The organism is Sphingobium cupriresistens (assembly GCF_004152865.1).
GTDB lineage: Bacteria > Pseudomonadota > Alphaproteobacteria > Sphingomonadales > Sphingomonadaceae > Sphingobium > Sphingobium cupriresistens.
Window position 1 is genome coordinate 20,349 of sequence record NZ_SEOO01000005.1, and the last position, 25,566, is coordinate 45,914.

Annotated in this window: 19 protein-coding genes and 1 riboswitch; of the genes, 18 read left to right on the forward strand and 1 reads right to left on the reverse strand. The window is 65.7% G+C overall.

Annotated features, from left to right (window positions below; genetic code table 11):
* Nucleotides 1-33: 33 nt before the first annotated feature.
* From EWH12_RS04350 to cobA, 11 genes are all read left to right on the forward strand, one after another.
* Complete coding sequence (locus EWH12_RS04350; protein WP_066604670.1) at nucleotides 34-1,548, forward strand: efflux transporter outer membrane subunit; 1,515 nt, start codon at nucleotides 34-36, stop codon at nucleotides 1,546-1,548.
* On the forward strand, nucleotides 1,541-2,692 hold the full coding sequence (locus EWH12_RS04355) for an EmrA/EmrK family multidrug efflux transporter periplasmic adaptor subunit (protein WP_129925845.1): 1,152 nt from the start codon (nucleotides 1,541-1,543) through the stop codon (nucleotides 2,690-2,692). The genes EWH12_RS04350 and EWH12_RS04355 overlap by 8 nt, the downstream gene beginning before the upstream one ends.
* Nucleotides 2,693-2,713: 21 nt before the next feature.
* Complete coding sequence (locus EWH12_RS04360) at nucleotides 2,714-4,243, forward strand: DHA2 family efflux MFS transporter permease subunit (protein WP_129925846.1); 1,530 nt, start codon at nucleotides 2,714-2,716, stop codon at nucleotides 4,241-4,243.
* A gap of 88 nt (nucleotides 4,244-4,331) precedes the next feature.
* On the forward strand, nucleotides 4,332-4,916 hold the full coding sequence (locus tag EWH12_RS04365) for an ANTAR domain-containing response regulator (RefSeq protein ID WP_066604659.1): 585 nt from the start codon (nucleotides 4,332-4,334) through the stop codon (nucleotides 4,914-4,916).
* Nucleotides 4,913-6,127: a CmpA/NrtA family ABC transporter substrate-binding protein gene (locus tag EWH12_RS04370; RefSeq protein WP_066604655.1), complete on the forward strand. Its 1,215-nt coding sequence runs from the start codon at nucleotides 4,913-4,915 to the stop codon at nucleotides 6,125-6,127. Before EWH12_RS04365 ends, EWH12_RS04370 begins: the two co-directional genes overlap by 4 nt.
* 358 nt (nucleotides 6,128-6,485) lie before the next feature.
* Nucleotides 6,486-7,730, forward strand: coding sequence for a nitrate/nitrite transporter (locus tag EWH12_RS04375; protein ID WP_066604652.1), 1,245 nt, complete (start codon nucleotides 6,486-6,488; stop codon nucleotides 7,728-7,730).
* A 245-nt stretch (nucleotides 7,731-7,975) separates the two neighbouring features.
* Complete coding sequence (locus EWH12_RS04380) at nucleotides 7,976-9,181, forward strand: hypothetical protein (protein WP_129925847.1); 1,206 nt, start codon at nucleotides 7,976-7,978, stop codon at nucleotides 9,179-9,181.
* 235 nt (nucleotides 9,182-9,416) lie between these two features.
* Nucleotides 9,417-11,906 carry a nitrite reductase large subunit NirB gene (gene nirB / locus EWH12_RS04385; RefSeq protein ID WP_129925912.1) on the forward strand — a complete coding sequence of 830 codons (2,490 nt, stop codon included), beginning with the start codon at nucleotides 9,417-9,419 and terminating at the stop codon, nucleotides 11,904-11,906.
* A 5-nt stretch (nucleotides 11,907-11,911) separates the two neighbouring features.
* A complete protein-coding gene (gene nirD, locus EWH12_RS04390) occupies nucleotides 11,912-12,247 on the forward strand; it encodes a nitrite reductase small subunit NirD (protein WP_066604648.1) in 336 nt (111 codons plus the stop codon).
* Nucleotides 12,247-14,856 (forward strand): nitrate reductase, encoded by a 2,610-nt coding sequence (locus EWH12_RS04395; protein WP_129925913.1) that lies wholly within the window; start codon nucleotides 12,247-12,249, stop codon nucleotides 14,854-14,856. The genes nirD and EWH12_RS04395 overlap by 1 nt, the downstream gene beginning before the upstream one ends.
* A complete protein-coding gene (cobA, locus tag EWH12_RS04400) occupies nucleotides 14,843-15,625 on the forward strand; it encodes a uroporphyrinogen-III C-methyltransferase (protein WP_129925848.1) in 783 nt (260 codons plus the stop codon). The genes EWH12_RS04395 and cobA overlap by 14 nt, the downstream gene beginning before the upstream one ends.
* 17 nt (nucleotides 15,626-15,642) lie before the next feature.
* Here the strand turns inward: cobA and mobA are convergent, their stop codons facing one another.
* Nucleotides 15,643-16,164 carry a molybdenum cofactor guanylyltransferase gene (gene mobA / locus EWH12_RS04405; RefSeq protein ID WP_066604642.1) on the reverse strand — a complete coding sequence of 174 codons (522 nt, stop codon included), beginning with the start codon at nucleotides 16,162-16,164 and terminating at the stop codon, nucleotides 15,643-15,645.
* Between the two features lie 46 nt (nucleotides 16,165-16,210).
* On the opposite strand from mobA, the gene EWH12_RS04410 reads away from it, so the two are divergent.
* From EWH12_RS04410 to EWH12_RS04440, 7 genes are all read left to right on the forward strand, one after another.
* Entirely contained in the window at nucleotides 16,211-17,113 is a 903-nt protein-coding gene (locus tag EWH12_RS04410) for a LysR family transcriptional regulator (protein ID WP_129925849.1), read from the forward strand.
* Nucleotides 17,114-17,211: 98 nt separating this feature from the next.
* Complete coding sequence (locus EWH12_RS04415) at nucleotides 17,212-17,664, forward strand: NAD(P)H-dependent oxidoreductase subunit E (RefSeq protein WP_129925850.1); 453 nt, start codon at nucleotides 17,212-17,214, stop codon at nucleotides 17,662-17,664.
* Nucleotides 17,661-19,262, forward strand: a complete 1,602-nt coding sequence (locus EWH12_RS04420; RefSeq protein ID WP_129925851.1) for a formate dehydrogenase beta subunit — start codon at nucleotides 17,661-17,663, stop codon at nucleotides 19,260-19,262. The genes EWH12_RS04415 and EWH12_RS04420 overlap by 4 nt, the downstream gene beginning before the upstream one ends.
* The gene (fdhF, locus tag EWH12_RS04425; protein WP_129925852.1) at nucleotides 19,259-22,105 is read left to right on the forward strand and encodes a formate dehydrogenase subunit alpha; all 2,847 of its coding nucleotides are present in this window, start codon (nucleotides 19,259-19,261) and stop codon (nucleotides 22,103-22,105) included. The genes EWH12_RS04420 and fdhF overlap by 4 nt, the downstream gene beginning before the upstream one ends.
* Before the next feature lie 10 nt (nucleotides 22,106-22,115).
* Entirely contained in the window at nucleotides 22,116-22,421 is a 306-nt protein-coding gene (locus EWH12_RS04430; RefSeq protein ID WP_201785499.1) for a formate dehydrogenase subunit delta, read from the forward strand.
* Between the two features lie 28 nt (nucleotides 22,422-22,449).
* Complete coding sequence (gene fdhD, locus EWH12_RS04435; protein ID WP_066604628.1) at nucleotides 22,450-23,262, forward strand: formate dehydrogenase accessory sulfurtransferase FdhD; 813 nt, start codon at nucleotides 22,450-22,452, stop codon at nucleotides 23,260-23,262.
* Between the two features lie 69 nt (nucleotides 23,263-23,331).
* A riboswitch (cobalamin riboswitch) is annotated at nucleotides 23,332-23,545 on the forward strand.
* A gap of 165 nt (nucleotides 23,546-23,710) precedes the next feature.
* Entirely contained in the window at nucleotides 23,711-25,558 is a 1,848-nt protein-coding gene (locus tag EWH12_RS04440) for a TonB-dependent receptor plug domain-containing protein (protein WP_066604626.1), read from the forward strand.
* The last annotated feature ends 8 nt before the right edge of the window (nucleotides 25,559-25,566 follow it).

Sequence of the window (25,566 nt, forward strand, 5' to 3'; positions counted from 1 at the left end):
TGGCAATTTTCATACTAGGTGGTACGGTTTGATATGTCCGTGAGTCGCATTGCCCTGGCCGCCAGAACGGGCGGCATGGCCTCTTCCATCCTGCTGCTGGCCGCCTGCGCCGCAGTCCCCGATCTGGGCGCGAAACCTGAGTTGCGCACGCCCGCCACCATCGCGGCGGACCGCAGTCTGGCGGCTGCGCCCTTGGCCTGGCCGGGTGATGGCTGGTGGAGCGCCTATGGCGATCCGCAGCTTGACGCGCTGATCGCCGAAGGACTGCGCGCATCGCCCGACGTCGCCGCCGCCAGCGCCCGTTTCCGCAAGGCGGCGGGCATGGCGCAGCAGGCGGGCGCGGCGTTGCTGCCGTCGGTCGACCTGGATGCGAGCGGCGGCGCGACCAAGCAAAGCTATAATATGGGACTGCCCCAGAATTTCGTGCCGCAAGGTTGGCTGGGCACCGGGCGCGTGGCGCTGGACATGGGTTTCGACCTCGACCTGTGGGGCCGAAACAAGGCGGCGCTGGCGGCCGCCACGTCCGAAACGCGCGCGGCGCGGATCGACGCGCAGCAGGCGCGGCTGGCGCTGACGACGGGTATCGCCGACGCCTATGCCGACCTGGCGCGGCTGCATGACGAGGCGGATATCGCGCAGCGCACGCTCGACATTCGGATGGCGAGCCAGAAGCTGGTGGCGGACCGGCGCGACAATGGACTGGAAACGCGCGGCAGCGTGCGGCAGGCGGACGCCACCGTATCGTCCGCCCGCGCGCAGCTGGCCGCCGCGACCATGGCGATCGAATTGCGCCAGCATCAGATCGCCGCGCTGATCGGCGCCGGACCGGACCGGGGGCTTTCGATTGGCCGGCCCAAGATCGGCGCGCTGGCGCCGCTGGGCCTGCCCGCCGACGTCACCACCAATCTGGTCGCCCGCCGTCCCGACATCGCCGCCGCGCTGGCGCGCGCGCAAGCGGCGGCCAAGCGGATCAAGGTGGCCCATGCCGACTTCTTTCCGGCGCTGCGGCTGAGCGCCCTGATCGGTGTCCAATCGCTGGGCTATGATACGGTCTTCAGCGGCACGTCGGCCACGGGCACGCCCAAGCCGTTCATCAACAGCCTGTTCGACAAGGGATCGCTGTTCGGCACCGTCGGCCCGGCGATCAGCCTGCCGATTTTTCATGGCGGGGCGTTGCAGGGCCAGTATCGCGGCGCGCGCGCCACCTATGACGAGGCGGTGGCGTCCTATGACAAGACCGTGCTGGCCGCCTATCAAGAGGTCGCCGACGCCGTCACCATGCGCAAGACGCTGGACCAGCGGCTGGTTGACGCCCGCGCGGCGGTGGCGGCGTCGGAGGACGCCTATGGCATCGCCCAGAAACGCTACAAAGGCGGCCTGTCCACCTATCTCGACGTGCTGAATGTCGAGGACCAGCTGCTTGGCGCGCGCCAGTCCCTTGCGGGGCTGGAGGCCAGCGCCTTCTCCACCGATATCGCCCTCATCCGTGCGCTGGGCGGCGGTTTCGCCGCCAGCGACTTCCAGTCCAAGGACCAACCCCATGGCTGACGCCAATCCGCAAGCTTCCGCGTCCGACAGCGATGATATGCAGCAGGAAGGCCGCCAATCGGCGCGCAAGACCTGGCTGATCCGGCTGGCCCTGGTCGTCATCGTCGGCGGGCTGTTGTGGGGCGCCTGGTACCTGCTGATCGGTCGCACGCATGTCAGCACCGACAATGCCTATGTGAACGCCGAAATGGCGCAAGTGACGCCGCTTATGTCGGCGCAGGCGATCGACGTGCTGGTCAGCGATACCCAGCAGGTCAAGCGCGGCGACATATTGGTGAAGCTGGACCCGACCGATGCGCAGATCGCGGTGGCGCAGGCGGAGGCCGACCTGGCCGAAGCCAAGCGGCGGTTCCGCCAGACCGCGGCGACCAGCACGTCGCTGGCGGCGCAAGTGGATGCGCGCGGAGCGGATATCGTGCAGGCGCGCGCCCAGTTGGCGAGCGCGCAGGCCGATTTCGACAAGGCGCGGATCGACCTGCGACGGCGCGAGGCGTTGGTGAGCGATGGCGCGGTGTCGGGTGACGAAGTGACGAGCGCGCGCAAGGCTTATGCCGCCGCTCGCGCGGCATTGGAGTTGGCCCGCGCGGGAGTGCAGACCGCACAGGCGACGCGCAGCGCGGCCAGCGGGCAATTGGCGGCCAACGATGCGCTGGTGCGCGGATCGACGGTCGATACCGACCCGGCGGTGATGGCGGCGCAGGCCAAGCTGGATTCGGCGAAGCTGAACCTGGACCGGGCGATCATCCGCGCGCCGATCGACGGCGTCGTCACCAAGCGGCAGGTGCAGGTGGGACAGCGCGTGGCGCAGGGCAGCCCGATCATGAGCATCGTGCCGCTCGCCCAGGTCTATGTCGACGCCAATTTCAAGGAGCGGCAGCTGCGCGGCGTGACCGTCGGGATGCCGGCCAGGGTGACGTCGGACCTGTATGGCGGCGACGTCGTCTATCATGGCAAGGTCGTCGGCTTTTCCGGCGGCACGGGCGCGTCCATGTCGCTGATCCCGGCGCAGAACGCGACGGGCAACTGGATCAAGGTGGTGCAGCGCCTGCCGCTGCGCATCGCGCTCGACCCCAAGGAACTGGCGGCGCATCCGTTGCGCGTGGGCCTGTCCATGGATGTCGAGATCGACCTGTCCGAAAAGTAACACCAAAGGAATGTCCGGGCGATGAGCAGCGACGACGATATCTTCTCGCGACTCTCGCCGCGCAGCCGGACGCTGGCCGGGCTGGTGCTGGCGATGAGCAATTTGATGGTCGTGCTCGACCTGACGATCGCCAATGTTTCCGTGCCGCATATCGCGGGGAATCTGGGCATTTCGCCGGATCAGGGCACCTGGATCATCACATCCTATGCGGTTGCGGAGGCGATCTGCGTACCTCTGACCGGATGGCTGGCGCAGCGTTTCGGCGTGGTGCGCATGTTCACCATGGCGATGATCGGCTTTGGCCTGTTTTCCGTCCTGTGCGGCCTGTCATCGACGCTCGGCATGTTGGTCGCCTGCCGCATTGGACAGGGCATTTGCGGCGGGCCGATCATGCCGATGTCGCAGACGCTGCTGATGCGCATTTTTCCACCGGAAATGCGCGGGAGAGCGATGGGCATGTGGGCGATGACCACGCTGATGGGACCGGCGTTGGGACCGATCGTGGGCGGTTATATCAGCGACAATTGGAGCTGGCACTGGATCTTCTTCATCAACCTGCCGATCGCGGTGCTGTGCATTTTCGCGGCGCAGGCGCTGCTGAAGCCGGTGGAGACGGAGACGGCCAATGTGCCGATCGACAAGATGGGCCTGTTCCTGCTGGTGTTCTGGATCGGCTGTTTGCAGATCATGCTGGACATCGGCCGCGACCATGACTGGTTCGCCGATCCGATAATCGTGGCGCTGGCGCTGTTGGCGGTCATCGGCTTCGTCGCCTTCGTCATATGGGAGTTGACCGAGGAGCATCCGGTGGTCGACCTGCGGGTATTCCGGCATGTCGGCTTCAGTTCCGGCCTGTTCACCATGGCGCTATGCTTTGGCGCCTATTTCGCGAGCATCGTCGTCATTCCGCAATGGTTGCAGATGTCGATGGGCTATACCGCGACCCTGGCGGGCATCGTTACCGCGATGACGGCGATGGCGGCGTTGTTCACAGCGCCGATTGCGGGATATATGATATCGCGGGTCGATGTGCGGTTGATGATTTCGGGCGCGGTCGCCTGGATCGGCATCATGTCGCTGGTGCGCGCCCATTGGACCAGCGGCGTCGATTTCGGCACGATGATCATTCCGCAGTTCGTCCAGGGCTTCGCTCTGCCCTTTTTCTTCATTCCACTGACCACGCTGACGCTGGGTTCGGTGCTGCCCAGCGAAACCGCATCCGCCGCGGGTTTGCAGAATTTCGTGCGCACCATGGCGACGGCGATCGCGACGTCGCTGGTTCTGACCAGTTGGGGCGACAGCCAGCGCGTGTCGCGCAACGATATGGCCGACGTCCTGCAACCCGAACAGACGCAATCCCTGCTGTCCAGCCTGGGCTTTTCCCCCGAACAGGCGCGCCAGACCATTTCCAACCTGGTCGAGCAGGAGGCGATCGTCATGGCGGTCGATCATGTTTTCTTCATGTCGGCTATGATCCTGTTCGCAGCGGCGGTGATCGTGTGGATCGCGCCCAAGCCGCGGGGCAATGTGGATACGTCCGCCGCACACTAAGCGTCAGGATGGCCGCAGCGCGATCCGCCGCCCGATTGACGCGGCGCAGCATCGCGGCCAGTGAAGGGGCGAAAAGAGGCAAGGGTAGATGCGAATCGTCATCATCGATGACAGCGGGCTGCGCGCGACCGTCCTGGAGGAGGGACTGCGCGAGGCGGGTTATGACGATATCCATATCGTCCCCCCGCGCGGCGCGTTCGTCGCGCGACTGGAGCGGATGGCGCCCGATGTCGTGCTGATGGACCTGGGCAGCCCCAGCCGCGACACGCTGGAGGAAATGCTGACCGTCAGCCGCGCGCTCGCCCGGCCGATCGCAATGTTCGTGGACCAGTCGGACGAGGCGATGATCGGCGCGGCGATCGATGCGGGCGTGTCCGCCTATGTCGTGGATGGACTACGCAAGGAGCGGGTGAAGCCGGTGCTGGAACTGGCGGTGCGGCGCTTCAACGCCTTCGCCAAGATCCAGGGCGAACTGGACGAGGCGCGCACCGCGCTGTCCGAACGCAAGATCATCGACCGGGCCAAGTCGATCCTGATGAACCAGCGATCGCTGAGCGAGCAGGACGCCTATGCGCTGTTGCGGTCCGCGGCGATGAACCAGGGCAAGAAGATCGTGGAGGTGGCGCAGGCGCTGATCACCGCGAGCGAGCTGTTGGGCGGAGGGGGATTATGACGACGGACCTGAAAATCGCCTTTCTGCCGTTGACCGACGCCGCCGTGCTGGTGGCCGCGTGCGAGCAGGGCTTTGCGGAAGAAGAGGGGATCGCGCTGGAGCTGGTGCGATCGACCAGCTGGGCGACGCTGCGCGACCGGCTGGTCTATGGCCAGGTCCATGCCGCGCAGATGCTCGCGCCGCTGGCCGTGGCGGTGACGCTGGGCCTGAGCCAGCAGCCCGCCGCGCTGGCCGCGCCCTACAAGCTGAACGTCAACGGCAATATGCTGGTGATGGCCCGCGATTTCGCCGCCGCGCTGGAGCCGGACGTGGCGCGGCGGGTCGCCGATCCGCTGGGCACCGCGCATGATTTCGCCGCGGCGATCGGCCTGTGGCGGCGCAAGCCGATGATCGGTGTCGTGCATCGCTTTTCCAGCCATAGCCTGATGCTGCGTTACTGGCTGGCGAGCGCGGGGATCGACCCCGACAAAGATGTGGTGTTGCGCGTGCTGCCGCCGTCGCTGACGGTGGAGGCGATGCGCGCGGGCGAGATTGACGGCTTCATCGCGGGCGAACCCTGGGGCAGCGCCGCGGTGGAGGCGGGGCTGGCCGAGACGGTGGCGGTGGGCGAGCGCATCTGGCGGCGCGGCGTGGAGAAGGTTCTGGCCTTCCGCGAGCCGTGGCTGGAGGAGAATCCCGACATCGTCGACCGGCTGCTGCGCGCACTGGCGCGGGCGGCGGCCTGGTGCGACGATAGCGGCAATCATGCCACGTTGGCGGAACTGCTGGCGCGGCCGCGCTATGTCGATCAGCCGGCGGACCTGATCGCGCGGGCGCTTTCCGGGCAGATGGTGGCGCGGGCGGGCGAAGCGCCGGTGGCCAATTCCGACTTCATGCTGTTCAGCCGGGAAGCCACGCCCTTTCCCTGGCGCAGCCAGGCGTTGTGGATCTATTCGCAGCTGGTGCGGTGGAACATGGTCGAGCACGACGCCGCTGCGGCGGCCAAGGCGGGCGCGGTGTTCCGGCCGGACGTCTATCGCCGGGCGCTGGCCAACAGCGACGTCGCCATGCCGGGCGCCAGCATGAAACTGGAAGGCGCGGTCGACCTGCCGCTTGCGGTGGGATCGCGCCGGGGCGAATTGACGCTGGGGCCGGACCGATTCTTCGACGGGCGGGTGTTCGACCCGGAGAAGATCGAGGATTATCTGGCGGGATTTGCGCCGGGGCGATGAGGCGGGCGGATCGCGCAAAATCGATCCGGTAAAAAATAATCCGGTCGGGCTGCGCCTGTCGAATCCTGCACTTTCTCTTTATAAGACAAGAAGAAAGAGCGGCCCTTCCACAGGCTCAGGGCGAACGGCAATAGGGGGGCGGTTCGTCCTCCCATTTTGTGCCTTGCAACATGATGCGAATCGCGAGATACCATAAGGGTCGCACGACGAAGTGCGCTGACAAGGATGCGCCGTCCCAAGGGTGGGATCGCCATCCTCATCCATATTCGCAGCAAAGCCGCTGACCGGATTTACCGCCAAGGTAACGTCCGGCCTGCGGCTTTTTTCGTGTCCATTTCCGTTTATTGGGGGACGTAGCATGGCAACCGCTTATTGGGATCGTGATGGAGAGGCCGCACCGGCCGCACCCGCGACAAGTTTCTGGAAGGCCGGCCACACGCCGACCTTGATCGCCGCATTCCTGTATTTCGACCTCGCCTTCATGGTGTGGGTGTTGTTGGGGCCGCTTGCGCCCATGATTTCCAAGACGCTGATGCTGACCCCGGCCGAAAAGGGCCTGATGGTCGCGGTGCCGACGCTGGCCGGCGCGCTGCTGCGCGTGGTCAACGGCCTGCTGGTCGATCGGATAGGCCCGAAACTGTCGGGCGCGATCAGCCAGATCATTGTGATCCTTGGCTTGTTCACCGCCTGGATGATGGGCGTGAACAGCTTTGGCGGCACATTGGCGCTGGGCGTCATCCTGGGCTTTGCGGGCGCGAGTTTCGCGATCGCGCTGCCGCTGGCGAGCCGCTGGTATCCGCCGGAGCATCAGGGCAAGGCCATGGGCCTGGCTGGCATGGGCAATTCGGGCACGGTGCTGGCGTCGCTGTTCGCGCCGATGCTGGCCAAGATTTTCGGCTGGAACGCGGTGCTGGGCCTGGCCTGCATTCCGCTGACGATCGTGTTCGTGGCCTATATGCTGATGGCGAAGGACGCGCCCAACGCGCCCCCGGCCAAGAAGCTGGTCGACTATTTCGAGCCATTGAAGCAGGCTGACGCCTGGTGGCTGATGGGCTTTTATTCGGTGACGTTCGGCGGTTTCGTCGGCCTGGCCGCGAGCCTGCCGATCTACTTCACCGACCAGTTCGGCCTGACCCCGATCATCGCGGGCTATTGCACCGCGGGATGCGTGTTCGCCGGATCGCTGGTGCGGCCGATGGGCGGCGCGCTGGCCGACAAGATCGGCGGCGTGAAGACGCTGACCATGGTGTTGATCGTCGCGGCGCTGGCGCTGGCCGGGGTGGCCTTTGCCACCACATTGGTTGGCGCGCTGGGCCTGTTCGTCCTCGCCATGCTGGCGCTGGGCACCGGCAACGGATCGGTCTTCCAGCTAGTGCCGCAGCGGTTCCAGGCGGAAATCGGCGTGATGACCGGCCTGGTCGGCATGGCCGGCGGTATCGGCGGCTTCTACCTCGCCAGTTCGCTGGGGATCGCCAAGCAGTTCACCGGCAGCTTCGCATCGGGCTTTCTGATCTTCGCCGGGCTGGCGGTGGTGGCCTTGCTGGGCCTGATGCTGGTCAAGGCCAAGTGGCGCGCGACCTGGACCACGGGCGCCCGCATCTAAAAGAGTAGGAGAGGCGGCGGCCCATCGTCAAGCATCGCGCGGAAAAGTGGGACCCGGTTTTCCGCACCAGCGATGCGACGATGAAAGGCTGCCGCCCCAAAGTTAACATCGTTCGGGCCGAGCGAAGTCGAAGTCTCTCACTGAGCGCAGCGAAGCAGCTTCGCCTCCGCTCAGCAGAGTCCTTCGACATCGCTCGGGCGAACGGGATTAGATCCGTATCTTCGTCCGAGGGGGGACGATTTCCCATGAAAAAGATCATCGCATCGGCGGCCGTGCTGGCCGTCGCAGGGCCAACTTACGCCCAAGAGATTAGTTTGAAACCCGTCGCCGAAGCGCGGTTGCGCTATGAGCATGTCGATCAGGATGGCCTGCCACAAGACGCCGACGCCCTGACCATGCGCGCCCGCGCCGGGTTGATCGCCACTAGCGGCGCGCTGTCCGCGAGCGTTGTGGGGCAGGGGACGCTGGCGCTCATCGACCGCTATTATGACGGGGTGAATGGCGCGGCGACCCGGCCGATCGTGGCCGATCCGGAGAATATCGCGCTCTATATCGCGCAGTTGCAGTACAAGACCAAGGCGGTGACGCTGACTGGCGGACGACAGAAGATCGCATTGGATGACGAACGGTTCGTGGGCAATGTCGCCTTTCGCGACAATGCGCAGACGTTCGACGCGGTGCGCGCCGAATGGGCGCCGGCCAAGGGGTTGAAGCTGGACGTCGCCTATGCGTGGAGCGTGCGCACGATATGGGGTTTCCAGGGCAAGGGCGCGCGGCAGCAGGCGGTGAGCGGGGACAATATCCTGGCCAACCTGTCCTATGTAACGCCCGTCGGCACGCTGACCGGCTTTGGCTATATGGTGGATCAGGATGAAGCCGCGATGCAGGGGTTTCGCATGTCCAGTCAGACCTATGGCGTGCGGCTGGCGGGATCGCGGCCGCTCTCCAAGGTCGCCAAGCTGAGCTATCAGTTCAGTTATGCGCGCCAGTCCGACCATCATCGCAATCCCAACAATTATAGCGCGGATTACTGGCTGGCGGACGCCACGCTCGACGTCAGGGGATGGAAGCTGAACGCTGGTTATGAAGTGCTGGGCGCCAGCAGCGGCGCGGCTTTGACCAGTTTCCAGACGCCGCTGGGCACCAATTTCAAATTCCAGGGCTGGGCCGACAAGTTCCTGGTCACGCCCGCCAATGGCGTGCGCGACCTGTATGTCGGTGGCGGCTATGGCTGGAAACAGGTGGGGCCGATGACGGGCGTGGCGCTGGCGGCGACATGGCACCGGTTCGACAGCGACCGGCTGGACCTGCATTATGGCAATGAGTGGAACCTCATCGCATCCGCGAAGGTGAAGAAGACCGCCCTGTCGCTGCGCTATGCCCATTATGACGCGAAGGCGATGGCGACGGACACCGACAAGCTGTGGTTGCAGGCCGATTGGGCCATCTGATTGAAAATCCATGAGAGGAATCGCTTGAGTGATCGAGCGATTCCCCATATGCTGCACTGCAAGGGACAAGGATGTCCTTCTCACATAGCCGCGGCGGTCCAGGGACGGATCGACAAGGCCCATATGATGGCAAAGCCGCCATCCTGACTTTCGGTTCTTACCGGGGGTCAGGATGGCGGCTTTTTGTTTTTCTGGAGCGACGGGGATGGAATTTCAGATCGAGACGCAGGCCGCAATGGCGCCGGTGGCGGGCGGCGATGACCAGATGCTGGTGCCGATGGACGATGTGCGCGAACATCTGGTCGTGGTCGGCAACGGCATGGCCGGGTGCCGCGCGGTCGAGGAACTGCTGGCGCGGGACGGCGCGCGCTATCGCGTCACCATCTTCGGCGCAGAGCCTTATGTGAATTATAATCGCATCATGCTGTCGCCCGTGCTGGCGGGCGAGAAGACGTTCGACGACATCGTCATCAACGATCGCGCCTGGTATGACGATAACGACATCGCGCTGATCGCGGGCGATCCGGTGACGGCGATCGACCGGGCGACCAAGAGCGTGACCGCGCAAAGCGGCCGGACGGTGCATTATGACAAGCTGTTGATCGCGACCGGTTCCGATCCGTTCATCATCCCGGTGCCGGGCAAGGATCTGCCAGGCGTCATCAGCTTCCGCGACATGAAGGACGTCGACACCATGGTCGCAGCCGCCGGGAAGGGCGGGAACGCGGTGGTGATCGGCGGCGGGTTGCTGGGGCTGGAGGCGGCGCATGGCCTGACGCTGCGCGGGATGAAGGTGACGGTCATCCACCTGATGGACACGCTGATGGAGCGACAGCTGGATGAAGCGGCCGGCTGGCTGCTCAAGAGCGCGCTGGAAGGGCGGGGCCAGACCATCCTGACCGGGGCCAATACCGCCGAAATTTATGGTGAAGACAAGGTCGAGGGCGTCCGGTTGAAGGATGGCCGCGAAATTCCCGCCAGTCTGGTCGTCATGGCGGTGGGCATCCGTCCCGCGACCGCGCTGGCGCGCGAAGCGGGGCTGGAGGTCAATCGCGGCATCAAGGTCGATGACCATATGGTCACCAGCGATGCGGACGTGCTGGCGGTTGGCGAGTGCGTCGAACATGACGGCAATGTCTATGGCCTGGTCGCGCCGCTGTGGGACATGTGCCGCAGCCTGGCCGACGGGCTGACCGACCAGCATACAGGCTATAAGGGTTCGGTCACATCGACCAAGCTGAAGGTCGCGGGGCTGGATGTCTTTTCCGCCGGTGATTTTTCGGGCGGCGAGGGGTGCGAGGATATCGTCCTGCGCGATGCATCGCGCGGGGTGTATAAGCGGGTCGTGGTGAAGGATGACAAGGTCATCGGCGCGGTCCTCTATGGCGATACGGCCGATGGCGGCTGGTATTTCGACCTGCTGAAGCGCGGCGAAAATGTCGCCGAGATGCGCGACCTGCTGATCTTCGGTCAGGCTTTCGCCCAGGGAGGGGGCGCGCTGGACCCTAAGTCGGCCGTTGCGGCGCTCTCGGACGATGCCGAGATTTGCGGCTGCAACGGCGTTTCCAAGGGCCAGGTCGTCGCCTGCATCGAACAGGGCGCATGCAGCCTGGACGCGGTGCGGACGGGGTGCAAGGCGTCGGCGAGCTGCGGCAGTTGCACCGGCTTGGTCGAAAATCTGCTGGCGGTGGTGCTGGGCGATGACGTCCAGTCCGGCCCCAAGACGATGTGCAAATGCACCAGCTTTGGCCATGATGATGTGCGGCGGGAGATCGTGGCGCAGGATATGCGGTCGATCCCCGAAGTGATGCAGAAACTGCATTGGTCCACGCCCGACGGCTGTTCGTCCTGTCGCCCGGCGCTGAATTACTATCTGCTTTGCGCGTTGCCGGGCGTCTATGTCGACGACCAGCAGAGCCGCTTCGTCAATGAGCGGATGCACGCCAATATCCAGAAGGACGGCACCTATTCGGTCGTGCCGCGCATGTGGGGCGGCCTGACCAACCCACGCGAATTGCGCGCGATCGCCGATGTGGTCGAGAAATATGACGCGCCGATGGTCAAGGTCACTGGCGGGCAGCGGCTCGACATATTCGGGATCAAGAAGGAGGATTTGCCCGCCGTCTGGGCGGACCTGAACGCGGCGGGGATGGTGTCGGGCCATGCCTATGGCAAGTCGCTGCGCACGGTGAAGACCTGCGTGGGGAGCGAATGGTGTCGTTTCGGCACGCAGGATTCGACCGGCCTTGGCGTCAAGACCGAGCGGATGACCTGGGGGTCGTGGATGCCGCACAAGTTCAAGATCGCGGTGTCGGGCTGCCCCCGCAATTGCGCGGAAGCCACGATCAAGGATTTCGGCATCGTGTGCGTGGATAGCGGCTATGAGCTGCATGTCGGCGGCAATGGCGGCATCCATGTCCGCGTCACCGACCTGCTGTGCAAGGTGCCGACCGAGCAGGAGGCGCTCGATTATTGCGCCGCCTTCACCCAGCTTTACCGCGAAGAGGCCCGCTATCTGGAGCGGACCGCGCCGTGGATCGAGCGGGTCGGCGTGGAGTATGTCAAGCAGCGGATCGTGGAGGATGAAGCCGGTCGCGAGGCGCTGCGCGCGCGGTTCCTGTTTTCGCAGCAGTTCATGCAGGATGATCCCTGGGCGCAGCGCGCCGCGGGCGCCAATAGCGACCTGCACCAGCATCTCGACCCCATCTCCATCGCGGCGGAGTGAATCATATGACGGATTGGATCGACATCGGCACCCTGGCCGACATTCCCCAGCGCGGCGCGCGGACGGTGCAGATCGGCGGCGAAAAGGAGATCGCGGTGTTTCGCACCGGCGACGACCAGGTGTTCGCGCTGGTCAATGAATGTCCGCACAAAAAGGGGCCACTGAGCCAGGGCATCGTCCATGGCCATAGCGTCGCCTGCCCGCTGCATAACTGGAATATCGCGCTCCAGACCGGCGAGGCGCAGGGCGCGGACGAGGGCTGCACGCCGACCATCGCGGTCAAGGAAGAAGGCGGGCGGATATGGATCGCGCGGCCTGTCGCGATGCAGGCGGCGGCCTGATGGCGGAGCCGATCCGCACCACCTGCGCCTATTGCGGTGTCGGCTGCGGCATATCGGCCATGCCGACCGGGCCGCGATCGGTCGTCATCAACGGGGATGCGGCGCATCCGGCCAATGCCGGGCGGCTCTGCTCCAAGGGCACGCATCTGGGCGAGACGGTGGGGCTGACCGGGCGCCTGCTGCATCCAATGGTGGGCAGCAGGCGGGCGAGTTGGGACAAGGCGCTGGACCTGGTCGCGAAGAAGTTTCGCGAGACGATCGCGCGGCATGGGCCGGACAGCGTCGCCTTCTATGTCTCCGGCCAATTGCTGACCGAGGATTATTATGTCGCCAACAAGCTGATGAAAGGCTTCATCGGTTCGGCCAACATCGACACCAACAGCCGCCTTTGCATGTCGAGCGCGGTGGCGGGGCATAACCGGGCATTTGGCGAAGACATCGTGCCCGCCAGCTATGACGATCTGGACGAAGCCGATCTGATCGTGCTGGTCGGGTCCAACACCGCCTGGTGCCATCCGATCGTGTATCAGCGCATCCAGGCGGCGCGCGCGGCGCGTGGCACCAAGCTGGTCGTGATCGATCCGCGACGCACCGAAACCTGCGAGGACGCGGACCTGCATCTGGCGGTGAAGCCGGGCACCGACGTCGCGCTGATGAACGGCCTGCTCGCCTGGTGCGTGGCCGAGGGGATGACCGATCCGGCGTTTCTGGGCGATAGCGTGACCGCGCCCGACGGCTTCTGGGATCATATCGGCACCGGCCACGACCTGTGGACGACGGCGAAAACCTGCGACATTGCGCCCGCGCTGCTGGAGCAGTTTTTCCGGCTGTTCGCCGCGACGCCCCGCACGGTTACCCTGTTCAGCCAGGGCATCAACCAGTCGATCCGTGGCACCGACCAGGTCAATGCGATCATCAACGTCCATCTGGCCACTGGCCGCATCGGCAAGCCGGGCGCAGCGCCCTTCTCCATCACCGGCCAGCCCAACGCCATGGGTGGGCGCGAGGTCGGCGGGCTGGCGTCCACATTGGCGGCGCATATGGATTTCGCGGCCGACAATGTCGCGCGCGTCGGCCGTTTTTGGGCCGCGCCGACGATGGCGACCAAGCCGGGGTTGAAGGCGGTGGACCTGTTCCGCGCTATCGGCGAAGGGCGGATCAAGGCGCTGTGGGTGATGGCGACCAACCCCGCCGTGTCGCTGCCCGATGCGGGGCGCGTGCGTGAGGCGCTGGAAACATGCCCCTTCGTCGTGGTGTCGGACATCATCGCCGATACCGACACCAGCGTTCATGCCGACGTCCGCCTGCCCGCCGCCGGATGGGGGGAGAAGGACGGCACCGTCACCAACAGTGACCGCACGATCAGCCGCCAGCGGCCCTTCCTGACGTTGCCGGGCGAGGCGCAGCCGGACTGGTGGATTGTGACGCAGGTTGCGCGGCGCATGGGGTGGCGCAATGCCTTCGCCTATGACCGGCCCGCCGATATCTGGCGCGAACATGCGCGGTTGACCGCCTATCAGAATGACGGGGCACGGCTGTTGAACCTGCGGGCGTGGGCGACGATCGGCAATGACGCCTATGACGCGATGGAGCCGTTCCGCTGGGGCGGGACGCCCTTTGCCGACGGGCGTTTTCCGACCCCCGACGGCAAGGCGCGGCTGGTGCTGACAAAGCAGATGGAGGTGCAAGCGCCGCTCAAAGACTGGCCGATGACGCTGAACACCGGCCGCTATCGCGACCAGTGGCATACGATGACGCGCACCGGCCTGGCGCCCAAGCTGGCGCGGCATCGCGAGGAGCCGCTGGTCGAGATCCATCCGCGCGATGCACAGGCGTTGGGGATAGGCGATCGCGATCTGGCGCAGGTGCAGACGGCGCAGGGGAGCAGCCTGTTTCGCGTGATGTTGAGCCAAGGACAGCGGGTCGGCGAGATTTTCACGCCGATCCATTGGACCGACCAGGTGTCGAGCGGCGGGCGCACCGGCCTTTTGCCCCGGCCGCTGGTCGATCCCCATTCGGGTCAGCCGGGTTTCAAATCGACGCCGGCCAGCGTCGAGCGGGTCGCGACCGAATGGAAAGGCTTCCTGATCCTGCGGGGCCAGGAGCCAGTGAAGCTACCCTGCCTTTGGTCCACCAAGATCAGCGTGCCGGGCGGCGCGCTCTACGAAGTAGCGGGCAATGGCGATGCCGCGCGGTTGGAAGCGTGCCTGCCCAAGGGTGAGCGGGTCGAGGCGATCGACCAGACGCGGGGCACGCGGCGGGTGGCCATCATCCGTGAAGGCAAGCTGGCGGGCGTGCTGTTCATCACCCGCACCGGCCTGCTGCCGTCGCGCGACTGGCTGATCGGGCAATTGTCGGTCGAAGGCGTGGGCGCTTCTGTACTGGCGGCGCGCGGGCCGGGGAGCCAGCCGGACAAGGGCGCGACCATTTGCGTCTGTTTCGACATCGGCCTGAACCAGATCGTCGCGGCGATCCGCGAGCAGCAACTGGTCGATGTGCCCGCGATCGGCAAGGCGATCGGCGCGGGCACCAATTGCGGGTCGTGCCGGCCCGCGCTCGCCAATCTATTGAAAGAGACCCGTCAGGAGACGCTTCATGCAGCCGAATGAGATGATTGCGCCCGGTGAGGTGTGGCTGGTCGGCGCGGGGCCGGGCGACCCGGACCTGCTGACCCGCAAGGCGGAGAAGCTGATCGCAGCGGCCGATATCGTGTTTTACGATGCGCTGGTGGGGCCGGGCGTCCTGGACCTGATCCCGCAAGGCGTGGAGCAGGTGAGCGTGGGCAAGCGGTCCGGCCGGCATAGCAAGCAGCAGGGCAGCATCAACGACCTGTTGCTGGTGGCGGCGCAGGCGGGCCGGCGGGTGGTGCGGTTGAAGGGCGGCGATCCGTCGGTATTCGGCCGGTCGGCCGAGGAGATGGCGCATTTGGGCGCGGCGGGGGTGCGTTTCCATATCTGCCCCGGCATCACCACGGCGAGCGCGGCGGCGGCGAGCGGGAGTGCGTCATTGACCTTGCGGGGCGTGGCGCGGGGGCTGACTTTGGTGACGGCGCATCTCAAGGCGGGCGAGCCGCTGAAGCTGGACTGGGAAGCGCTGGCGCGGCCGGGCGGGACGCTGGGCATCTATATGGGGCGTGCGGCGGCGGGCGAGATTGGCCGGTCGCTGATCGCGGCGGGGCGCAACCCGGAGACGCCGGTGATGGTGGCGGTCAATGTGTCGCTGCCCAGCGAGCGGCTGATCCGGGGGAAGCTGTCGGCGCTGGCGTTTCTGGTGCAGACGATCAGCGATGACGATCCGACCTTGTTGCTGATCGGCGAGGCGGTGGCGGGGACGCCGGTGGTTGCGGATATGGCGGTGGGAGAGGCGCTGGCGGTCTGAAATTGCGGGAACACGGGCTATAGACCCGCCAGATCCTCCGGCCGGTTGATGTTGGGGAGGACCAGGCCCGGTATCTCCACCACGCGCGCGTTTGCGCGGTCGATCCAGCCATATATTGACCGATTATTCTCCTCCGCCAGATGGGCGTCCAGTTCGGATGCGAGCGTGGCGGGCCACCAGCCGAGCAGTTGCTGGCCTTTGAGGATGGCGGCGCTTTCGCCGATCAGGGCGGCGGGCAGGGCTGCGGGATAGAAGGGCATGTCGCAGCCGGTGGTCAGCACGCCCGCAAAGCCATAGTCCAGCGCATGATGGAGCGCGGCGTTCAATCCGCCGAGCGGTCCCATGTCGGACGCGGGGCGATCGGGCAGGCCGCCTTCCCGCCCGCAGATGACGACCGCCGCCACATGGGGGGCGAGGCCCGCCACCGCATGGTCGATCAGGGTGCGGCCGTCGGCCATGCGGGCCAGCGCCTTGTCGCTGCCAAAGCGCGTGGCGCGTCCACCCGCCAGCACGGCTCCCAATATCCTTGTCTCGTCCATCGCCGCTCCCTTGATAGCTATGCTCTATAAGGCATAAGGTGGCGATATGCAGACCCGCCTTGTCGAATATTTCCTGGCGCTGGAGCGCGAAGGTCATTTCGCCCGCGCCGCCGCGCGTTGCAATGTGTCGCAACCCACTTTGTCCGCCGGGATTGTCACGCTGGAGACGCAATTGGGCAAGAGGCTGATCCGGCGCGACCGCAAATATGGCGGGCTGACCGCGGAGGGGGAGGCGATATTGCCATGGGCGCGGCAATTGGTGGCGGCGGCCGAGGCGCTGGGGCAGGCCGCGGAGACGGCGCGCGGGCCGTTGAGGGGGGAACTCAGATTGGGCGCGATTCCGGCGGCGATGCCCGCCATCGGATGCCTGGTCGCGGCGATGCAGGCGCGGCATCCCGGCCTTAACGTGTCGATACGGGCGCTGACGTCGCGGCAGATCGAGCGAGACCTGGCCGCATTCGAGCTGGACGCGGGCCTTACCTATCTGGATTTCGAGCCGCCCGCCCATGCGCTGTCGGTGCCGCTTTATGTCGAGCGGACCATGCTGGTGAGCGCGGTGGGTGGTGTGGTGGTGCCCGACCCGCTCGATTGGGCTGGGCTGGCCACGCTGCCGCTCTGCCTGCTGCATCAGGGGATGCAGAACCGGCGGATTCTCGATGCGCGGCTGGCCGAGCGAGGGCTGGCGCTGCGGCCGCTGGTGACGGCGGATAGCTATGTCGCGCTGCTGGGGTTGGTGCAGCAGGGGCGGCTGTGTTCGATCATTCCTGACAGTCATGCGACCTTGCTGGAGGGGCTGAGCTGGGCGCGGACCCATGCCATGCCCCAGACGGACGAGGGCAGTCGGGTCGGGGTGATCGTGTCCGACAGTGCGCCGATGGGGCCGCTGGCGCAGGCGGTGCTGGGGGTCGCGCGCGAGATGCGCCTGCCGCCGGGCTTTCGAACAGCGTGATAGGATTTTTCTATCAAAGATGGACGACTTCGATTTGACCCGCTGATGGCCGGGGCGCAGGATCGCACCCAAAATTCGGGCCAGAAGGCAGGGTAGAAATGGAAGAATTTATCGGCGCATGGACCGCGCGCCATGGCGCGACGCGCGACCGGCTGTTGCCGCTGCTGCACGCGATGCAGGAAGAGGCCGGCCATATCGACGATGCGTGGGTGCCGGCGATCGCCAAGGCGCTGAACCTCAGCCGCGCGGATGTGCATGGGGTCGTCACCTTCTACCATGATTTTCGCCGGGTCGCGCCGGGGCGGCATGTGGTGAAGCTGTGCCGAGCCGAAAGTTGCCAGGCGCGGGGCGCCGCGGCGATCGAAAAGGCGGCGGCGGAGCGATTGGGCGTGGCGATGGGCGCGACGCGGGCCGACGGGCAGGTCGCGCTGGAGCCGGTCTATTGCCTGGGCCTGTGCGCGATCGGTCCCAATGCGCTGGTCGACGGACGGCCGGTGGCGCGGATTGATGCGGCCGCGCTGGAGCGGATTGCACTGGAGGTGGCGGCATGACGCGCGTGTTTGTGAGCCGCGACATGGCGTCGGTGGCGCTGGGCGCGGACGATGTGGCGCGGGCCTTTGGTGATGCCGGGTGCGAGGTGGTGCGAACGGGATCGCGCGGGCTGTTCAGCATCGAGCCTCTGGTCGAGGTGGAGACGGACCTGGGGCGGATCGGCTTTGGTCCTGTGGGACCGGGCGATGTCGCGGCGGTGCTGGACGGCGCGCACGCGGCGCGGTTGGGGAAGGTGGAGGACCTGCCTTTCTTTGTCGGGCAGCGGCGATTCACCTTCGCGCGGTGCGGGGTCATCGATCCGCTGAGCCTGGCGGATTATGCTGCGCATGGTGGCTGGCAAGGATTGGGGACGGCGCGGGCGCAGGCGGTGCAACAGGTGGTCGATACGGTCAAGGCGTCGGGGCTACGCGGGCGCGGCGGTGCGGGGTTCCCGACCGGGATCAAGTGGCAGACGGTGCTGGACGCGCCTGCTGACGAGAAGTTTATCGTCTGCAATGCGGACGAGGGCGACAGCGGCACTTTCGCCGACCGGATGCTGATGGAGGGCGATCCCTTCTGCCTGATCGAGGGGATGGCGATTGCCGCTCATGCGGTCGGCGCGCGGCATGGCTATATCTATATCCGGTCGGAATATCCGTTCGCGATCGCGACGATGCGCGCGGCGATCGCGGCGTCGGCGCACATCGTCGCGCCCTTCACGCTGGAGGTGCGCGAGGGCGCGGGCGCCTATGTCTGCGGCGAGGAGACGGCGCTGCTCGATTCGATCGAGGGCAAGCGGGGGCAGGTGCGGGCCAAGCCGCCTTTGCCGGCGTTGCAGGGGCTGTTTGGCCGGCCCACGGTCATCAACAATGTGCTGAGCCTGGCGGCGGTGCCGTTCATTCTGGCGCAGGGGGCGGATGCCTATGCGGCGGTCGGGTTCGGCCGGTCGCGCGGGACCATGCCGGTGCAACTGGCGGGTAATGTGCGGCATGGCGGGCTGTATGAGGTCGGTTTCGGCATCACGCTGGGTGAATTGGTGAACGATATCGGCGGCGGCACGTCGAGCGGGCGGCCGGTGCGGGCGGTGCAGGTGGGCGGGCCGCTGGGCGCCTATTTCCCGCCGAGCATGTTCCATCTGCCGTTCGACTATGAGGCGTTCGCGGCCGCGGGCGGGTTGATCGGCCATGCCGGGATCACGGTGTTCGACGATAGCGTGGACATGGCGCATATGGCGCGCTTTGCGATGGAGTTCTGCGCGGCGGAAAGCTGTGGCAAATGCACGCCTTGCCGGATCGGATCGACGCGCGGCGTGGAGATTATGGACCGGATCATCGGGGCGCGGGACACGTCTCACCCTGAAGATAAGGGGAAGGTTTCGACAGGCTCAGCCCGAACGGGGGAGGGCTATTTGGATAGGGCGCTTTACTCGCGGGCACCGAACCGGATCGATGTGTCGATCGAGGCGCAGACCAGCCTGCTGCGCGATCTGGCCGATACGATGAAATATGGGTCGCTCTGTGCGCTGGGGGGCTTCACCCCTTATCCGGTGCTGAGCGCGCTCGATTATTTTCCCGAAGATTTTGGTGCGAGTGCGCCCATCAAGGAGGCCGCGGAATGAGCTTCAACCGCGAAACAGACCATGGCACGCCGCCGGCGATCGCCACTGGCAAGAACGTCACCCTGACCATCGACGGGCAGAGCGTGACCCTGCCCGAAGGCACCAGCATCATGCGGGCCGCGTCGCTGACCGGCGGGTCGATCCCCAAATTATGCGCGACCGATAGCGTCGAGAGTTTCGGGTCGTGCCGCCTCTGCCTGGTCGAGGTGGAAGGGCGCAACGGCTATCCGGCGTCCTGCACCACGCCGGTCGCGGACGGCATGGTGGTGCGGACGCAGACCGAGCGCCTCAAGCAATTGCGGCGCGGGGTGATGGAACTCTATATTTCCGATCATCCGCTCGACTGCCTGACCTGCGGCGCGAACGGGGACTGCGAATTGCAGGATCAGGCGGGCGCGGTGGGCCTGCGCGACGTGCGCTATGGCTATGACGGCGCGACCAATATGGGGCAGGCGAAGGACCAGTCGAACCCCTATTTCGATTTCGATCCCAGCAAATGCATCGTCTGTTCGCGCTGCGTGCGCGCCTGCGAGGAAGTGCAGGGGACGTTTGCGCTGACGATCGAGAATATGGGGTTCGACTCCAAGGTTTCGGCGTCGCAGGGCGAGGATTTCCTGGGGTCCGAATGCGTGTCCTGCGGGGCGTGCGTGCAGGCTTGTCCGACCGCATCGCTGATCGAGAAGGCGGTGGTGGAGATCGGCACGCCCGATCGCGCCGTCGTCACCACCTGCGCCTATTGCGGCGTGGGTTGCACGTTCCGCGCGGAAATGCGGGGCGAGGAACTGGTGCGGATGGTGCCGTGGAAGGATGGCAAGGCCAATCGGGGTCATAGCTGCGTCAAGGGCCGCTTCGCCTGGGGCTATGCGCAGCATCAGGACCGGATATTGAACCCGATGATCCGCGCGTCGGTGAGCGAGCCTTGGCGCGAAGTGTCGTGGGACGAGGCCATCGCCCATACCGCGAGCGAGTTTCGCCGGATTCAGGCGAAATATGGGACGCGCAGCATCGGCGGGATCACGTCCAGCCGCTGCACCAATGAAGAAACCTTTTTGGTTCAAAAATTGATCCGACAGGGGTTCGGCAATAATAATGTCGATACTTGCGCGCGCGTTTGTCATTCGCCGACCGGCTATGGGTTGAGCCAGACGTTCGGCACATCGGCGGGGACGCAGGATTTTGACAGCGTGATGGCGGCCGACGTCATATTGGTGATCGGCGCAAACCCGACCGACGGGCATCCGGTGTTCGCCAGCCGCATGAAGAAGCGGTTGCGGCAGGGCGCGAAGCTGATCGTCATCGACCCGCGCCGTACCGATATGGTGCAATCGCCCCATATTGCGGCGGAGCATCATCTGCCCCTGCGGCCCGGCACCAATGTCGCGATGCTGACCGCGATCGCCCATGTGGTGGTGACCGAGAAGCTTTATGACGAGGCGTTCATTCGCGAGCGCTGCGACTGGGACGAATTTGCCGATTGGGCGGAGTTCGTGTCGGAGCCAGCGCGCTCGCCAGAGGCGATCGAGCCATTGACCGGCGTGAAGGCGGACGAGGTGCGTGCGGCGGCGCGGCTCTATGCCACCGGGGGTAATGGCGCGATCTATTATGGGCTGGGCGTCACCGAACATTCGCAAGGTTCCTCCACCGTCATGGCCATCGCCAACCTGGCCATGGCGACCGGCAATGTCGGACGCGAGGGCGTGGGCGTGAACCCGCTGCGGGGGCAGAATAATGTGCAGGGCGCTTGCGACATGGGCAGTTTCCCGCATGAATTTTCGGGCTATCGCCATGTGTCCGACACCGCGACGCGCAGCATGTTCGAGCGGGCATGGGGCGTGGCGCTGGACGCCGAGCCGGGATTGCGCATCCCCAACATGCTGGACGCCGCGACCGACGGGACGTTCAAGGGCCTGTTCGTGCAGGGCGAGGATATCCTGCAATCCGATCCCAATACCCATCATGTCGCAGCCGGGCTGGCGGCGATGGAGTGCGTGGTGGTGCAGGATCTGTTCCTGAACGAAACCGCCAATTACGCCCATATCTTCCTGCCCGGATCGACATTTCTGGAGAAGGACGGCACCTTCACCAACGCGGAACGGCGCATCCAGCGGGTGCGCAAGGTGATGGCCCCGCTGAATGGCTATGCCGACTGGGAGATCGTGCAGTTGGTGGCCAACGCCCTGGACTTGGGCTGGACCTATGGCCACCCGTCCGAAATCATGGATGAGATTGCGGCACTGACCCCGACCTTTGCCGGCGTGCATTATGACCGGCTGGAGGCGGAAGGATCGCTGCAATGGCCGGCCAATGACGCAGCGCCCGACGGGACGCCGACCATGCACATAGACGGCTTTGTGCGGGGGAAGGGCAAGTTTGTCGTCACCGACTATGTGCCGACCGACGAGAAGACCGGACCGCGCTTCCCGTTGTTGCTGACGACGGGGCGGATATTGTCCCACTATAATGTCGGGGCGCAGACGCGGCGGACCGCCAATACCGCCTGGCACCCGGAGGATCGGCTGGAGATGCATCCGAGCGATGCGGACAATCGCGGCCTGAAGGACGGCGACTGGGTGACTTTGCGCAGCCGGGCTGGGGAGACGACGCTGCGCGCGCTTGTTACCGAGCGGGTCGCGCCGGGCGTGGTCTATACGACCTTCCATCACCCGGAGACGCAGGCGAACGTCATCACCACCGACTATAGCGATTGGGCCACCAACTGCCCGGAATATAAGGTGACGGCGGTGCAGGTGATGGCGTCGAACGGGCCGAGCGACTGGCAGCAGGATTATGCGCGGCAGGCGCGCAACAGTCGCCGCATCGCGCCGTTGGAAGCGGCCGAATAGGGAGGCGGATATGAGCGATGATACCCATGTCATGTCCACCGAGGACCGCCTGCTCTATATGGCGCACCAGATTGCGCGCAATCTGGCGATGATGGGAGACGCGAAGGCGACGGAAGCGCTGGCCGAGCATCTGACCCGTTTCTGGGACCCGCGGATGAAGGCGCAGATCGTCGCCATCGCGCAGGACCAGCCCGACCGGCTTTCGCCGATGGTGGCGGCCGCCGTCGCGCGGATGGCGCGGGGTCGGGCGGCGCCTGATGTCGACGCGACGCAATTCAACGCGGTGGACGAGACGGGCCATTGCGACGCCGGTTGAGCGGCGCGCCGTCCACCGCTACGCCCTGATGATGGAAGACGCCGCCGCCAGCCCCCTGACATTCGATCGTCTGACCCCGGACGGCGGGACGCAGGAGATCGCCCGCGCGCTGGCGGAGGAAGTGCCGGTCGCGATCGAATTTAACGGCATCGGCTATGCGGTGCTGATGGCGACGCCGAGTGACATTGGCGATCTGGTGCTGGGCTTTGCGCTGGCCGAGCGGCTGATCGGGCCGGGCGATGCGGCGTTCGATGTCGACACGCATCGTACCGACCAGGGGATCGTGGCGCGCGCGACATTGCCGCAGGACCGCACCGAGGCCTTGCTGGAGCGAGTGCGGCATCGTGTGTCGGAGTCGTCGTGCGGCATGTGCGGGATCGAAAATCTGGAGCAGGCGATAAGGCCGCTGCCCAAGGTGACGGCGGTATCGCGGGCGGACCCCGCCGCCATCTTTCGCGCATTGGGGGGGCTGTGCGATCATCAGCCGTTGAACGCGGCGACCGGGGCCGCCCATGCCGCCGCCTGGGTCGGCGCGGATGGCGCGATCTTGTTGGTGCGGGAGGATGTCGGGCGGCATAATGCGTTCGACAAGCTGATCGGGGCGATGGCGCGCCAAGGAGACAGGGCACGGGCGGACTGGGACGGCGGTTTCGCGCTGCTGTCGTCGCGCTGTTCCTATGAACTGGTGGAGAAGGCGGTGCTGAGCCAGTGCCCGATGCTGGTCACCATTTCCGCGCCGACGCGATTGGCCGCGACTCGCGCGGAGGCGGCCGGCCTGCCGCTGGTCGTGCTGGCGCGGGGCGATGCGCTGTTGCTGCGCGGCCACAGGCTGTTGCCCTAAACCGGCGACGGCTTGGCATTGCATCCGCTTTCCCCTACAGCGCGCGGCGCAGGGGCGGCTTGGCTTCCCCTGCGAGATGATCGCGCCGGTGCCCCGTCAGGGGCTTAATCGGGAATGCGGTGCGGGCGTGCGAGCGCCCAATTCCGTGGCTGTCCCTGCAACTGTAAGCGGATAGTGCGATGCATATGGTCGAAAGACCGGCCACTGGACCGATGTCCGGGAAGGCTATGCATTCGTGCTGCGACCCGCGAGCCAGGAGACCTGCCGGCGCTTGGTCGCTCTTGCTTTGGTCCAGGGGATGGCCAGGGCACGGTGGTTTTTCCGTCGAGCGACGCCATGCGGCCGGGGCCGCATCGGGTTGTGGACGGGATATGGCGCCATCCCTTGCCTCTGCCTGACCGCGTTGCGGACGCCCCAGCCCAAGTCGCACAGGCGCCGGGGGGTATATATGCTGAAAACAGGTATTTCTCTGGTGGCGCTGATCGTAGCGACGCCGGTTCTGGCGCAGGATGACCAGATCGTCGTCACCGCCACGGGCGTCGCGCAGTCGCGCGACGAGGTCGGCCAGGCGATCACCGTGATCGACGCGGAGACGATCAAGACGCGCCAGGCGATCGATGTGGTCGACCTGCTGGCGACGACGCCGGGCGTGCGCTTCAACCGCAACGGATCGACCGGCGGGGTAACCGGCGTGTCGCTGCGCGGCGCGGAAACGACGCAGACTTTGGTGCTGATCGACGGGGTGAAGGTCAACGATCCCAGCGGCATCGGCGACGGTTATGATTTCGGGCCTTTGCTGACCGGCAATATCAAGCGGATCGAGATATTGCGCGGCTCCAACTCGGTAGTGCATGGCAGCCAGGCGATCGGCGGCGTGGTCAATGTGATGACCGGCGTGCCGGCTGAAGGGTTTGGCGCGAACGCATCGGTGGACTATGGCTATAGCGATACGCTGAACGCCAAGGCGGACGTGTCGGGCACCAGCGGCATCGCCGCGGGCGGGATCGGCGCGGCCTATTTCCGTACCGACGGCATTTCGTCGGCAGCCGGGGGCACGGAGCGCGACGGGACCGAGAATATCGCGGCCAACGCGCGGCTGACGCTGAATTTCACCGAGGCGCTGAGCCTGGACCTTCGTGGCTATTATATCCATGCGGACATCGACTATGACAGCTTCTTCGGCGCGCCTGCCGACAGCAGCGATGTGAGCAAGCTTGACCAATATGTCGGCTATGCGGGCCTCAACCTGGCGCTGCTGGATGGCAAGCTGACCAATCGCGCCGCCGTCACATATCTGCGCAACGACCGCGACTATTATTTCGTGCGCGGCACCGACCCAGACTATGGCTATTCGGGCACCAACCTGCGGTTCGAATATGAGGGCGTCTATGCGCCGGTCGAGCAGGCCAAGCTGCTGTTTGGCTATGAGCATGAACGGCCCGACTATGATTTCTTCGGCTTTGGCGACACGGCGAGCGCGAAGATCAATATCGACAGCGTCTATGCGCTGGCGATCGTCAAGCCCTTCGCAGGCCTGGCCGTCACCGGCGGCGTGCGCCATGACGACCATAGCCAGTTCGGCGGGGCGACGACCTTTGGCGCCAACGCCAACTATTCGCCCAATGGCGGCGCGACCAATGTGCGGCTGAGCTATGGCGAAGGATTCAAGGCGCCTTCGCTCTATCAGCTATATGACATCTATAGCGGCAATACAGCGCTGCGGCCGGAGCGGTCGAAAAGCTACGACATCGGGTTTGACCAGAGCCTAGATGGCGGGCGGGCGATGCTGTCGGTTACGGCGTTCCGCCGCGACACGCGCGACCAGATCAATTATGATTCCTCGCTGCCACCCTTTGGCGGTTATAATAATCTGGACCGCACCCGCGCCAAGGGCGTGGAAGCGTCGATCGCGCTGAAGCCGGTCGATGCGCTGACCGTCACCGGCAGCTACAGCTATGTCGATGCGCGGGATCGGTCGGCGGGGTCGGCCAACTATGGCAATCGCCTGGCCCGCCGCGCCGCCAATGCGGTGAGCGTGTCGGCCGACTATGTCTGGTCGTTCGGCCTGTCGACCGGCGCGACGGTCACGATGGTGGGCGACAGCTTCGACAATGCGGCCAATACGCGGCGGCTGGACGGCTATGCGCTGGCCGGGGTGCGGGCCTCGATGCCGCTGGGCGCGCATCTGGAAGTCTATGGTCGCATCGACAATCTGTTCGATGAGACGTACCAGACGGCCTATGGCTATGGCTCCTATGGCCGCGCTGCCTATGGCGGCGTGCGTGTTCGCTTCTGATCGACAGG

What these genes read in the sequence shown, in the direction of transcription:
- EWH12_RS04350 (WP_066604670.1), top strand. Translation starts at nt 34, where the DNA reads ATGTCCGTGAGTCGCATTGCCCTGGCCGCCAGAACGGGCGGCATGGCC.
- EWH12_RS04410 (WP_129925849.1), top strand. Translation starts at nt 16,211, where the DNA reads ATGCAGACCCGCCTTGTCGAATATTTCCTGGCGCTGGAGCGCGAAGGT.
- fdhD (WP_066604628.1), top strand. Translation starts at nt 22,450, where the DNA reads ATGATGGAAGACGCCGCCGCCAGCCCCCTGACATTCGATCGTCTGACC.
- fdhF (WP_129925852.1), top strand. Translation starts at nt 19,259, where the DNA reads ATGAGCTTCAACCGCGAAACAGACCATGGCACGCCGCCGGCGATCGCC.
- cobA (WP_129925848.1), top strand. Translation starts at nt 14,843, where the DNA reads ATGCAGCCGAATGAGATGATTGCGCCCGGTGAGGTGTGGCTGGTCGGC.
- EWH12_RS04360 (WP_129925846.1), top strand. Translation starts at nt 2,714, where the DNA reads ATGAGCAGCGACGACGATATCTTCTCGCGACTCTCGCCGCGCAGCCGG.
- EWH12_RS04395 (WP_129925913.1), top strand. Translation starts at nt 12,247, where the DNA reads ATGGCGGAGCCGATCCGCACCACCTGCGCCTATTGCGGTGTCGGCTGC.
- nirD (WP_066604648.1), top strand. Translation starts at nt 11,912, where the DNA reads ATGACGGATTGGATCGACATCGGCACCCTGGCCGACATTCCCCAGCGC.
- nirB (WP_129925912.1), top strand. Translation starts at nt 9,417, where the DNA reads ATGGCGCCGGTGGCGGGCGGCGATGACCAGATGCTGGTGCCGATGGAC.
- EWH12_RS04355 (WP_129925845.1), top strand. Translation starts at nt 1,541, where the DNA reads ATGGCTGACGCCAATCCGCAAGCTTCCGCGTCCGACAGCGATGATATG.
- EWH12_RS04430 (WP_201785499.1), top strand. Translation starts at nt 22,116, where the DNA reads ATGAGCGATGATACCCATGTCATGTCCACCGAGGACCGCCTGCTCTAT.
- mobA (WP_066604642.1), bottom strand. Translation starts at nt 16,164, where the DNA reads ATGGACGAGACAAGGATATTGGGAGCCGTGCTGGCGGGTGGACGCGCC.
- EWH12_RS04365 (WP_066604659.1), top strand. Translation starts at nt 4,332, where the DNA reads ATGCGAATCGTCATCATCGATGACAGCGGGCTGCGCGCGACCGTCCTG.
- EWH12_RS04420 (WP_129925851.1), top strand. Translation starts at nt 17,661, where the DNA reads ATGACGCGCGTGTTTGTGAGCCGCGACATGGCGTCGGTGGCGCTGGGC.
- EWH12_RS04440 (WP_066604626.1), top strand. Translation starts at nt 23,711, where the DNA reads ATGCTGAAAACAGGTATTTCTCTGGTGGCGCTGATCGTAGCGACGCCG.
- EWH12_RS04380 (WP_129925847.1), top strand. Translation starts at nt 7,976, where the DNA reads ATGAAAAAGATCATCGCATCGGCGGCCGTGCTGGCCGTCGCAGGGCCA.
- EWH12_RS04370 (WP_066604655.1), top strand. Translation starts at nt 4,913, where the DNA reads ATGACGACGGACCTGAAAATCGCCTTTCTGCCGTTGACCGACGCCGCC.
- EWH12_RS04375 (WP_066604652.1), top strand. Translation starts at nt 6,486, where the DNA reads ATGGCAACCGCTTATTGGGATCGTGATGGAGAGGCCGCACCGGCCGCA.
- EWH12_RS04415 (WP_129925850.1), top strand. Translation starts at nt 17,212, where the DNA reads ATGGAAGAATTTATCGGCGCATGGACCGCGCGCCATGGCGCGACGCGC.